The sequence below is a fragment of the Haloimpatiens myeolchijeotgali genome, assembly GCF_042688525.2.
Taxonomy (GTDB): domain Bacteria; phylum Bacillota; class Clostridia; order Clostridiales; family Clostridiaceae; genus Haloimpatiens.
On the sequence record NZ_JBHWAB010000001.1, the window covers coordinates 1,939,336 to 1,951,534 of the forward strand.

Annotated in this window: 10 protein-coding genes; all 10 read left to right on the top strand. The window is 28.1% G+C overall.

Features of this window, described 5'->3' with window-relative positions:
• The first annotated feature begins 731 nt into the window (after positions 1-731).
• The 10 genes from splB to bioD all read left to right on the top strand — a co-directional run bounded on the left by splB (position 732) and on the right by bioD (position 12,185).
• A complete protein-coding gene (gene splB / locus ACFIJ5_RS08660) occupies positions 732-1,754 on the top strand; it encodes a spore photoproduct lyase (protein ID WP_379806080.1) in 1,023 nt (340 codons plus the stop codon).
• Between the two features lie 774 nt (positions 1,755-2,528).
• Positions 2,529-3,227: an ABC transporter ATP-binding protein gene (locus ACFIJ5_RS08665; protein ID WP_379806082.1), complete on the top strand. Its 699-nt coding sequence runs from the start codon at positions 2,529-2,531 to the stop codon at positions 3,225-3,227.
• A gap of 14 nt (positions 3,228-3,241) precedes the next feature.
• Positions 3,242-5,809: an ABC transporter permease gene (locus ACFIJ5_RS08670; RefSeq protein ID WP_379806084.1), complete on the top strand. Its 2,568-nt coding sequence runs from the start codon at positions 3,242-3,244 to the stop codon at positions 5,807-5,809.
• Positions 5,810-5,865: 56 nt separating this feature from the next.
• Positions 5,866-6,789, top strand: a complete 924-nt coding sequence (locus ACFIJ5_RS08675) for an ABC transporter ATP-binding protein (protein ID WP_379806086.1) — start codon at positions 5,866-5,868, stop codon at positions 6,787-6,789.
• The gene (locus tag ACFIJ5_RS08680) at positions 6,782-7,540 is read left to right on the top strand and encodes an ABC transporter permease (protein WP_379806088.1); all 759 of its coding nucleotides are present in this window, start codon (positions 6,782-6,784) and stop codon (positions 7,538-7,540) included. Before ACFIJ5_RS08675 ends, ACFIJ5_RS08680 begins: the two co-directional genes overlap by 8 nt.
• An 11-nt stretch (positions 7,541-7,551) precedes the next feature.
• Positions 7,552-8,292 carry an ABC transporter permease gene (locus tag ACFIJ5_RS08685; RefSeq protein ID WP_379806090.1) on the top strand — a complete coding sequence of 247 codons (741 nt, stop codon included), beginning with the start codon at positions 7,552-7,554 and terminating at the stop codon, positions 8,290-8,292.
• Between the two features lie 213 nt (positions 8,293-8,505).
• A complete protein-coding gene (locus ACFIJ5_RS08690) occupies positions 8,506-9,201 on the top strand; it encodes a response regulator transcription factor (RefSeq protein ID WP_379806092.1) in 696 nt (231 codons plus the stop codon).
• Between the two features lie 3 nt (positions 9,202-9,204).
• Positions 9,205-10,452, top strand: a complete 1,248-nt coding sequence (locus ACFIJ5_RS08695) for a sensor histidine kinase (RefSeq protein WP_379806094.1) — start codon at positions 9,205-9,207, stop codon at positions 10,450-10,452.
• 409 nt (positions 10,453-10,861) lie between these two features.
• The gene (locus ACFIJ5_RS08700) at positions 10,862-11,416 is read left to right on the top strand and encodes a biotin transporter BioY (RefSeq protein ID WP_379806096.1); all 555 of its coding nucleotides are present in this window, start codon (positions 10,862-10,864) and stop codon (positions 11,414-11,416) included.
• Between the two features lie 49 nt (positions 11,417-11,465).
• Entirely contained in the window at positions 11,466-12,185 is a 720-nt protein-coding gene (gene bioD / locus ACFIJ5_RS08705; protein ID WP_379806098.1) for a dethiobiotin synthase, read from the top strand.
• Positions 12,186-12,199 lie beyond the last annotated feature (14 nt).

Consider the following 12,199-nt stretch of genomic DNA (forward strand, 5'->3'; position numbering starts at 1 on the left):
CTATTCACTTCAGTAACAAGTTCTAAGCTTTACTCATATTGAAAAAAGATTTTCTGAAGATGTTAGTTCAACTTAAGGAATAGTAGCCCTAAACTTCGATAAATGATATCTTGCTATAAAACCTTTAACTGCATAAAGTAATTCTAAGCTCTAAAAATTTAACATTGCTAAAAAACTCAAACTCGCTACACTCAAACAATGAGTTTTTCTTAACGCAATGTTAAATTTTTAGAGCAAGAATTACTAATTATTTGTTAAAATGGTTTTTACGCAATATATTATTTATCTACGTTAATAGTTATTTTTATTCTGTGAAAGTTGAATTATCAGAAAATAACTCTTTTCAAATTCGTAAGGCTAAGAACTTGTAAATTTCCTTTCAATGATATCCTACATGATATATAGATATTTATCACAGTGAGAGAAGGACAAGACAGTAAAGAAAAAGAAGTATAAGAACAGGGAGACTTTAAAGATAATTAATAACTAAAATTATTTATTATTCATTTTTAATTATTAATTGTAATTAAAACGTGTCGTTCAAAGATCCTTTAATCTTAAACTCTTTTTCTTTATTGTCAAAATACAAATAATAAACATCCTTTTTGTTAAAAATATATTTATAGAAAATGTATGAAACCATTGAATATCAATTTGAATAAATACGAAATTTAGGCATGAAAAATCTTTAGGATTTGTGACAATATATATAATATAAAAGGAGGCTTATTATGTTTGTTCCTAAAGTTGTTATATTTGAAAAAGGAGCTTTAGATTATGAGCTTGGAGATAAAATGTATAATAAATTTAAAAATGATTCTAGTGTTGAAGTCATAGAGATATCATCTAATAGGGTAGGTTCACATATACCAGGAGAGAATATGTATGAAAAATATAGAGCAGGTAAAAAAACTTTAGCTGTGGGAGTAAAAAAGAGTTTGAAATTTCAAACTTGTAAACCATCAGCTCATTATCAATTACCTTTAGTTAGTGGATGTATGGGGCAATGCGAATATTGTTACCTAAATACTCAATTAGGAAATAAACCTTTTGTAAGAATTCATGTGAATGTTGATGAAATATTAAATCAAGCTCAGAAATATATAGACGAAAGAAGTCCAGAGATAACCATATTTGAAGGCGCTGCTACTTCAGATCCTGTTCCTGTGGAGCCATATAGTAACGCTCTTAAAAAAACTATAGAATATTTTGGAAATGAAGAACTTGCTAGATTTAGGTTTGTTACAAAATATAATGATATAGATGGTTTGTTAGATGCTAGGCATAATGGACACACAGAGATTAGATTTAGTTTGAATACAGATAGGATAATAAATGAGTATGAGCATTTTACAGCATCTGCAGAAAAAAGAATAGAGGCTGCTGTAAAACTTGCAAAACATGGATATCCTATAGGATTTATAATAGCTCCTGTATTTATGTATGAAAATTGGAAAGAAGAGTATAAGGAACTTATAGATATGTTGTATGATGCATTGCCTAAAAATTTAAATATGCCTATTGGATTTGAAGTAATATCTCACCGATATACAACAAAAGCTAAAAATACTATACTTCAGATATTTCCTGAAACTACATTACCAATGAATGATGAAGAAAGAAAATTTAAATATGGTCAATTTGGATATGGAAAGTACGTGTATTCAAAGGAACAACTTCAAGAAATGAAGGAGTTCTTCAAAGTAGAACTGGATAATAAATTTAAAAATAGTGATATTAAATATATAATATAAGATAATTTTATCTTTATTTATTCAATTTTTGCCATGAAAAATAGCCGCTGCGGAAAATGATATCTTGCTTAGAAACCTTTCACTTTAAAGAAAATTAATAGTTAATAATGAATAACTCAACTTTCGCAGGTGAAAAACAGTCGCTACGGGAAATGATATCTTGCTCAGAAACCTTTCACTTCAGTAACAAGTTCTAAACTTTACTCATATTGAAAAAAGATTTTTTAATTAATATTCCGTAGGAATCAGTAATTAAAAAATAACTTTTTCCAAATTCGTAAAGCTAAGAACTTGTAAACTTTGTTCAAATGTTTCTTACGCAATATATCATTTCCCTTCGCTAGACAGTATTTTTTTACTGCGAAAGTTGAATGAATAATTAATAATTAAGGAAATTTTGCCTTAGGGCAAAATAACTAATAAAAAGTGTATAAGATTAAGTAATCTTTGAGTAACTCTATGTGTTCTTAGTCTTACAAATTTGAAAAAAGTTATTTTTAAATTACTAATTTTTTTAGAATAGTAATTTTAAAATCTTTTTTCAATATAAGTAAGATTTAGAGTATGTTATGGAAGCAAAGGATTCTTCATCTTATACACTTTTTTTATTTTATTCTTATTTTTTTATTCCTATCCACCATTCTTACAAACTTGTAAGATTCAATATATTAAATGTAAGAGAATAGTTATTGTTATAAAGAAGATAAGAAAATATAATATAACCGTAGTGAGGTTGTTAAATAAAAGTTTTTATCAGTTAACGGAGGTATATATATGAAAATATTAGAGGTTCAAAATTTATCCAAGATTTATGGAATGGGTAATAATAAGGTTCAAGCTCTTAAAGATGTATCATTTTCTGTTGAAAGAGGGGAATTTGTTGCAATAATTGGAGCATCAGGGTCTGGAAAGAGTACACTGCTTCATATGCTTGGTGGATTAGATAGACCTACATGTGGAAAAATTTATTTAGATGGTGAAGATGTATATAGATTAAATGAAGAAAAATTAGCTATTTTTAGAAGAAGAAATGTTGGATTTGTATTTCAATTTTTCAATTTAATACCAGTATTAGATGTAGAAGAAAATATTTCTCTTCCAGCAATGTTAGACAAAGAAAAAGTAGATAAAAAATATTTAGAGGAAGTAATAGAGATGCTTGGACTTAAAGAGAGAAAAAGTCATCTTCCATCAGAATTATCTGGAGGTCAACAGCAGAGAGTATCTATTGGTAGGGCTTTAATAAATAAGCCTTCAATAATTCTTGCAGATGAACCTACTGGAAATTTAGATAGTAAAAACAGTAAGGAAGTTGTAGAACTTTTAAAAATTTCTTGTAGAAAATATAATCAAACACTTATAATTATAACTCATGATCTTAGCATAGCAGAGCAAGCAGATAGAGTAATAACTATAAGTGATGGACAGATAAAGACTGATGAGAGAATAAAGTGTGAGGAGAGAATAGGATAGTAGGGGGAACAAATATGAAAAGCTATAAAGACATAACAAATAAATATTTAAAGCAGAATAAAAAAAGAACTATACTTACAATTTGTGGAGTAATACTTTCTGTAGCATTGATTACTTCCATAGGTTTATTTATAAAATGTATGCAAAATTCCTTTCTTCAGGGTGAGATTAGGGAAAAAGGATTTTTTCATTTACAAATGTCTAAAAATACTGAAGAAACTTATAAAAAGTTAAAGAGTAATCCTAAAATTGATAAAATAGGACTTAAAGAAAATTATGCTAGTGTATCTCTTAGAGATTCAAAAGAAATAGAAATTACGAAATACAATAAAAATGCTTTAGAACTTTTGCCATACAAAACAGCAAAAGGAAGATTTCCAAATAAAGAAGGAGAAATAGCATTAGAACCTTGGGTTCTAAATTATATAGCTAATAAACCTAAGATTGGAGAAAATATAAAATTAAAACTTAATAATGGTGAAACGAAGGATTTTAAGTTAACAGGATTAATTGAGAATGATCTTGGAAGTCAATTTAATGGAAAATCTTTAGGTATGATTTATAGTGATAAATTTGATATAAGTAAATCTGTTATGTATATTACTATATCAAAAAAAGCAGATATATCTGATACAGTTGCTGAATTAAAATCTTCTTTCAAAAATATTTCTACAAATTCTATGGTACTAACCTACATGGGAGAAGGAGGAAATAAAGAGATTAATAATAGTGTGTATTCAATTGCAGGAATTGTTATAGGAATTGCAATCATAGCAACTATAGCTGTTATATATAATTCTTTTCAAATAAGTGTTATTGAAAGAATAAAGCAATATGGACTTTTAAGGGCAGTAGGTGCAACTCCAAAACAAATTAGAAAAATAGTTTTAAGAGAAGCTGCAGTGCTAAGTTTAATTGGTGTGCCTATTGGAATACTTTCCGGTGTATTTGCAATATTTGTTATAGGTAAAATATTTAGTATGATGTCAAACTCTGTTTTTGGAGAATTTTATATTGTAATACCTTATAACGTATTAATAATTAGTGCTGTTGTTGGACTGATTTCAATATATGTATCAGCATTAATACCAGCAAGATTTGCAGCAAAGATATCTCCTTTAATTGCTATTAACAGTAGGACATCAATAACGAAAGAAAAAATAAAGAAAAATAGAGGAAAGATAGCAAAAAGATTTTTAGGAATAAATAGTTTAATGGCTTTTAAAAATATAAAAAGAAATAGAAAAAGATTTAATATTACGGTATTTTCAATAATGATAAGTGTAACTATATTTATAGCTTTCTCTTCTTTTGTACATATGAGCGAAAATTTTACAAATAAAGATTCAGAGAGTTACAAAACTGATTTTATAACTATGAATACTACAGATAAACAAGGTAAAAATTCTTTAACAAAAGATATAATTCATAAGATAGAAAATAATAATCTTGTAAAAAGTACATTTTTATCTTATGGAAACTATGAATCAAAAGCTTTAATTTTGAATAATCAAAAGGATGAAGAAGTAGAAAATCTTGTTCCAGAGTTGTATGAAAAAACAAATTTTCAAGGAAAAGATATGAGCTCATTAAAGATGAGTTTTGATATTTATGATGAATTAAAGATAAAGATGAGTAAGAAATATGTTAAAGATGGAAAAATTAATACAGAAAAAATGGCTAAAGAAAATGGAGTTATATTGGTAAAAGATAACTTATTGAAATCAAAAGGTAAATACTATGAAGGACCTATTACAACTTTAAAAGTTGGAGACAGTTTTTATGTTAATAGAAACATTTTTGCAAGAAAGTCAATGGAAGATGTACATTATGACAGAAATAAATTCAATAAATACTATGATGAAAAATTAAAAAGTATAAAAGACAATTTAAAAGAAGATATGGTAAAGGTAAAAGTAGCTGCAATTGTAGATAGTGCTCCATATAGTAGTGATGATTTTAGTCAAACAGAGTTAAAAATAATAGCTACAAAGCAAGTTATAAAAAATATATCCGGTAAAAATATAGAGAATATGCCTATAAAGAGTGCTGAAATTGTGTTAAAGGATAAAAATAAGGAAAATGATTTTGAAAAGTGGATACAAGCAATAGGAGATAGCAGTGGCATAAAGGTTATTAATATGGTTAAGAAAGGTGAAAATATGCACTCAAGTATGCTTCAAATTAAAATACTGATGTATGGTTTTGTAGTAGTAATTGCTTTAATTGGGGCTGTTAATATTGTAAATACTATAACAACTAATTTGATTTTAAGAAAAAAAGAGCTAGCTTCTTTGAGTGCTTTAGGAATGACTTATAAAAATATTAGATCTATGGTTTTAACAGAAGGAATTCTTTATGGTTTGTATGGTTGTTTTTATGGAGGAATTATAGGGACAGGGCTTTCCTATTTGATGAGTTCTTCTTTTAGATATATAAAAAGCTTTAAGTGGGGAATTCCTTGGAACACTATAGGAATAGCAACTTTAGCAGCTGTAACAATAGGGCTTATTTCAGTAATTAAACCTTTGAATAAAATTAAAAAAGAAAATGTTATTGATGTTATAAGATTGGATGCGTAAAAGTCTGAGTTAAAGTGTTATCGTTAAGCTCATAACAATAAAGGAGGATTTAAATCATGAGCAATTTTATTATTGAAACAAATAATCTAACAAAGCAATATGGAGGAAAAAAAAGTGTTGCCAATTTAAGTATTCATGTAAAGAAAGGTAGAATTTATGGGTTGCTTGGTCGTAATGGAGCGGGTAAAACCACTACTATGAAAATGCTTCTTAATTTGACACAACCCACAACTGGAGAGGTGTTTATCTTTGATAAACCAATTTACGGAAATGAAAAAAAGATTTTTCCGCGAATTGGCAGCTTGATTGAATCACCAGGATTTTACCCTAATTTGACTGGAACCGAAAATCTTAAAATTTTTGCTCGATTGCGTGGTATACCTAATCGAAATGCAGTTAAAAATGCTATGAAAGTAGTTGGATTATCTTATAATGATAAGAAATTATTTTCCGAATATTCACTTGGTATGAAGCAGCGTCTTGCAATTGCTAATGCAATTATGCATGATCCAGAACTTTTAATTTTGGACGAGCCAATCAATGGACTTGACCCAATTGGTATTGCGGAAGTCCGTGAATTTATCAAACGACTTAGTAAGGATTATGGGAAAACAATTTTAATTTCCAGTCATATTTTATCAGAAATGGCTTTGTTAGCAGATGATATTGGTATTATTAATAACGGTGTTTTGCTACAAGAGGAAAGCTTGGACAAATTACAGCGGAAAAATAATAAGTATATTCATTTTGTGATTACAGATGCATTGCAGGCCTGTCGGATTTTGGAGAATAATTTTCACACTTCTCAATTTCATGTTAATGATGATTATAATTTACAACTTTATGATACCAAGATAGATGTATCTGCAATTAACCGCAAATTTATAGAAAGTGGTATTGATGTATCAGAAGTGCATACTCAAAATGATACTCTAGAAGATTACTTTAAAAAGGTAACAGGAGGCGAAGGAATTGCTTGATTTGATGATTTGTGAATTTCAAAAATTAAAGCGAAAAAAATTTATTATATTTGCTACTCTGGCAGCTTTCTTGTTCCCAATTCCAATGACTGCATTTGCTATCAGGCAGCACTGGAACTATGAGGAATTGTTCAATATTATTTTGGGTTTTGGGCATTTCGTTTTGTTGATACCGGTTCTTTGTATTGTTGAAACTATGCTACTTTTCATGGAACGTGATAACAGTACAATGAAGAACCTATTAACTATTCCAATTTCTAGAACAAAAATTATAATAATAAAATTGTTGATTTTATTAATTGTATCTGTACTATACGCTGTTACAGCAATGATTGCAAGCTTGATGGGTGCTGCAATTGTTGGAGTAAGTGTTTCAAATGTTTTACAAAAACTGCTATTAAGTGTCGTTGTGGGAATTATGACTATGATTGCATCTCTACCTTGTGTAACATTGATTGTGTGGTGTAATAAAAACAATATTATTTCACTTATTATTTCGTTTTTATATACAATTATTGGTTTTATTATAGGAATTGATCCAAAAGGTGCACCTGGATTAAATTTAAGTACACTTTTACCGGTAGGTATGATCAGCCGTTGGATGATGCCATATCTGAACTCAAATCATCTAGATGTAAATACACGTAGGATAATTTTTGTTTCTACTCCATTATGTTTTATATTTCTTGGTGTTGTTGCTGTAATTTGTATGTTTTTTATTGCCCAAAAATATCAACGCCAGGAAAATTAAGGAGGGCTACTATGATAAATGTTATAATTACAGAAATACAAAAACTGAAACGATATAGTATTTTATGGGCAGGAATTATCGTTGTGATGATTTCACCTCTTATGGCAGTTTTTACGCAAAAGATGTATATTGTTCAAAATCCAAATTATGGATTTGAAAGTTTGATTAATGATACAATTTGGAATAACATGGGCATGATTTTTCCTAGTACGATTGCGCTGATTGGTGGTTATATGATTAACCGTGAATATATTGATAATACATTGAAAAACAGCTTACCTATTCCTATTTCTTTTCGTAGATTGTTAATAGGAAAGATATTTACGTTGGGTATTGTGACTGTGTTATTTGGTGCGTATAGTTTTCTTATTACTTTGATATGTAGTGTAGTATTTTTCCCAACTGGAATTACTCTTTTTTCAGCTGTAAAAGGATTTATGCAGATTGTAAGTATGGCATTGTTTATTTATGTTGCAGAACTTCCTGTTATAGCTTTTTGTGGTAGAAAACCAAATATGTTTATGGGTGGGGTAATAGTATCCTTTGTTTATGGATACTTTTCAATTTTCCTTTCCGGTGAAAATTTACAGGATATTTATCCAATGTCAGCTGGGTTGGGGATTATTGGGTTTACAGGAGATACCGGTAGTGATATTATTACTTATAGTCCTTTAGTTGGATGTGTTGTTCTACTTACTATGATTATAGTAACAGCATTGATTCTAATTCCAACAAAGAAAAATTACAATTAAGTCATTTCAGGAACAAGTTCAAAGTCTTATTTATATTCAAAAGAGATTTTTTGAAAAATATTGAATGTAGGCAAAAGGCTTAGAAAGCAACTTGTTCCTATTATTTTTTATGTTAAAATATAATAAATAAAAAATAATGGAAATAAGTGATAATATCATTTAAGTACCTAAATTTACTTTTTATCACATATGCAAGAAGTGGAGGTAAGACAATTGAGTAAAATATTACTTTTGGAAGATGATGAAGGACTGGCATTGGGAATTGAGTTTACTTTGAGTGATGAAGGATATGATGTAACTAGATGTGAATGTGTAAATGAAGCTATGAAAACTTTTGATGAAGAAAAATTTGATATAGCTATATTAGATGTAATGCTTCCAGATGGAAGTGGATATGATGTATGTAAATACATAAGAGATAAGAGTGATATGCCAATAATATTTTTAACAGCCTGTGATGAGGAAGTAAATATTGTTTTAGGTTTGGACATAGGCGCAGATGATTATATAACAAAACCTTTTAAGGTAAGGGAACTTATTTCAAGAATTAAAGCTAATTTAAGAAGATTTCATGTAGAAAGTAATAAAGAAAAGATATTAAAATGTAAAGATATAATATTAGATACAGAGAGGGCTGAGGTACAGAAAAATGGGGAAAAGATAGCCCTATCTACACAAGAGTATAAACTTCTTTTAATATTTATGACAAATCCTAAAAAATTAATGAATAGGGAAGAAATATTAGATAAATTAATTGAAGGTTCAGGGGCCTATTTTGATACTAATACTCTTTCAGTATATGTAAAAAGGGTTAGGAAAAAGATAGAAGATGATTCTTCTAATCCTGTATATATAAAAACTAAAAGAGGGCTAGGATACGAGTGGAATTTAGAGGTTGAGAAGGAGTAAAATATGAGTGATTATTTTGGTAATCCAGAGTTAAAAAGAAGTTCATTGAGTATAATAATTGTAGCTTTTATAACTTTAATAGGATCATTTTTTATAATAAATGCAAGTTATGAAAAAATTAAGGTTAATTATGTGAAAAGCAATATGGCAATAATAGGTGAGGTAAGTAAAAAACATCCTGAACTAATGGATGAGATAATCCCAATAGTAACAAAGGGCGCTAATGAAGAAAGTATACAAAAAGGAAAAAAATTATTAAAAGATTATGGTGTTGGTGAAAATATACAAATAGAATTAGTACCACAAATGTACAGCAGCTATGATATAGCATTGAAAGGCGTATTAACTTGTTTTGCTGTTTTTTTCATAGTAGTTTTAGTGATAAATTCTATCGAACATATAAAAATTTATAAACGAATAGAAAATCTTATATTAGCAGCACAAAATATATCAGATTGCAAATTTGATATAGGTATTTATGAAAATGCAGAAGGCGTATTTGCAAAACTTGCACATTCTTTTAACAGTATGAGAGTAATTATGAAGAATAATTTTTCAGAAGTTCAAAAAGAAAAGATGTTTTTAACAGACATATTATCAGATATATCCCATCAACTTAAAACTCCAATATCATCTTTGATAATATATAATGATATACTTTTAAATAGAAAAATAGATGAAGAAAAGAGAAAAAGTTTTTTACAAAATAGCAAAAAACAATTAGATAGAATTGAATGGCTTGTAAAAAGTTTGCTTCAATTGGCAAGATTGGATGCAGGAGTAATAAAATTTGAAAAAAATAATTGTGATGTAAATGATACAGTAGAAGAATCAGTTTTAGCACTTGTAGCAAAGGCAAAAAATGAAAAAGTTAATCTTATTTTTTCACCAGAACACAAGAAAATTATGATGAAACATGATACAAATTGGTTAAGTGAAGGAATTATAAATTTAATTAAAAATGCCATAGAACATACTCAAGAAGGGGGATATGTAGAAGTTTCTACAGAAAGAACCCCAGTATGTGTTAGGATAATTGTTAAAGATAATGGAGAAGGAATACAAAGAGATGAAATACCTCATATTTTTAAAAGGTTTTATAAAGGTAAAACACATAAAAAAACAGAATCTGTTGGAATTGGGTTGGCTCTATCAAAGTCTATAGTTGAAGCTCATGGAGGAATTATAGGAGTGGAAAGCAAGATAAATGAAGGTACTACATTCACTATTGTTTTTTTGTCTGTAGCATAACAGAACTTGTAAACTTTGTTCAAATGTTTCTTACGCAATATATCATTTCCTTTTGCTAGACAGTATTTTTTTACTGTGAAAGTTGAGTTAAGAATAAAAAAGGACAGATTCCTGTGTGTTAGTTTAATTTAAATTTGAATATACAAAGATTTTTTTGTAAAATATTGTAGAATAAAGAGGAGATAGTTTATTACTCTAAGTTGTAGTTTAAAGTAATGAACTGTCTCTTTAATTTAATCTAATTGTAAACCAAAATTAAATTATAGGTTTACAAACAAAGAATATTAGATTATTATTAATATAGATTTCAACTTTGCAGTATAAAAATATTATCTAGTAAAAGGAAGGGAGACATTGTATAAGAAACCTTAGAATTAATTTTATTAACATTGCATTAGGAGGAGAATTTATGAGAAACACAAGAAATTTAATTTTAGTAGCCATGTTTGCTGCTTTGACAGCTATTGGAGCTTTTATTAAAGTTCCCATACCGTATGTACCTTTTACACTGCAATACTTATTTTGTGCATTAGCAGGGATAATTTTAGGTTCAAAATTAGGAGCAGCATCGCAAATAGTTTATGTAATAATTGGACTTGCGGGGGTACCTGTATTCACTGAAGGGGGCGGTTTAAACTACATATTTAAACCTACTTTTGGATATCTTATAGGATTTATAGTAGCAGCTTATGTTATAGGTAAAATAAGGGAGAATGTTAAGGAAGTAACTTTTATAAAAACTATACTTACATTGTTTGCAGGTTTGTTTTTTATATATTTATTTGGAGTTATATATTTATATATTAGTTATAATTTGTATCTTGGTAAAAATGTTTCTTTCTCCTTTGCACTTTATTATGGGGTTGTTATTTGTATAGCTGGAGATTTGGTACTAACGGTAATTACAGCATATATTTCAGTAAAATTAGTACCTGTATTAAGAAAATGTAGATATATTGTTTAAAAATTATATAGTTAGACATGATATAAATTTAAAATTGGAGGTTAGAAAAATGTCTAAAGGAATATTTATAGTTGGAACTGATACTGATGTGGGCAAAACTATTGTAACTGCAGGTATTATGCATGTTTTAAGAAGTAATGGGTACAATGCTACTTACTTTAAAGCAGCATTGAGTGGGGCTTTGGAAGTAAATGATAAGCTTGTACCGGGTGATACTAAGATTGTTAGTGAAGTTAGTAATTTAAAAGAATCCTATGAAAATATTACACCATATGTTTATAGGTCTGCAGTATCTCCTCATCTTGCTTCAAAAATTGAGAAAAAACCTATAGATTTAAATGTAATAATGAAAAAGTATGAATATTTAAAGAAAAAATATGATTACATAATTGCAGAAGGAAGTGGCGGAATTATTTGTCCACTGATAGATGATGAAAGAGGAGTATATACTCTTGAGAATCTTATTAAGGATTTAAATATGAGTGTTATTCTTGTGGCAAGAGCTGGTTTAGGAACAATTAATCATACCGTTTTAACAGTAAAATACATAGAGTCTTTAGGGATTAATATAAAAGGAATTATAATAAATAATTATGTACAAAATTTGCTTTGTAATGACAATATTAAAATGATAGAGAAGTTTACTAAATTACCTATTATAGGTAAGCTTAAAAATATTGAAAACTTAAATGAGAATATGGTACAAGCTATAAGAATAAATTCAGAAAAAGCTTTTAGTGTTAATACTATAATTAAATGTTTAGATTAATTATCTAATAACTA

What these genes read in the sequence shown, in the direction of transcription:
- splB (WP_379806080.1), top strand. Translation starts at nt 732, where the DNA reads ATGTTTGTTCCTAAAGTTGTTATATTTGAAAAAGGAGCTTTAGATTAT.
- ACFIJ5_RS08665 (WP_379806082.1), top strand. Translation starts at nt 2,529, where the DNA reads ATGAAAATATTAGAGGTTCAAAATTTATCCAAGATTTATGGAATGGGT.
- ACFIJ5_RS08670 (WP_379806084.1), top strand. Translation starts at nt 3,242, where the DNA reads ATGAAAAGCTATAAAGACATAACAAATAAATATTTAAAGCAGAATAAA.
- ACFIJ5_RS08675 (WP_379806086.1), top strand. Translation starts at nt 5,866, where the DNA reads ATGAGCAATTTTATTATTGAAACAAATAATCTAACAAAGCAATATGGA.
- ACFIJ5_RS08685 (WP_379806090.1), top strand. Translation starts at nt 7,552, where the DNA reads ATGATAAATGTTATAATTACAGAAATACAAAAACTGAAACGATATAGT.
- ACFIJ5_RS08695 (WP_379806094.1), top strand. Translation starts at nt 9,205, where the DNA reads ATGAGTGATTATTTTGGTAATCCAGAGTTAAAAAGAAGTTCATTGAGT.
- ACFIJ5_RS08700 (WP_379806096.1), top strand. Translation starts at nt 10,862, where the DNA reads ATGAGAAACACAAGAAATTTAATTTTAGTAGCCATGTTTGCTGCTTTG.
- bioD (WP_379806098.1), top strand. Translation starts at nt 11,466, where the DNA reads ATGTCTAAAGGAATATTTATAGTTGGAACTGATACTGATGTGGGCAAA.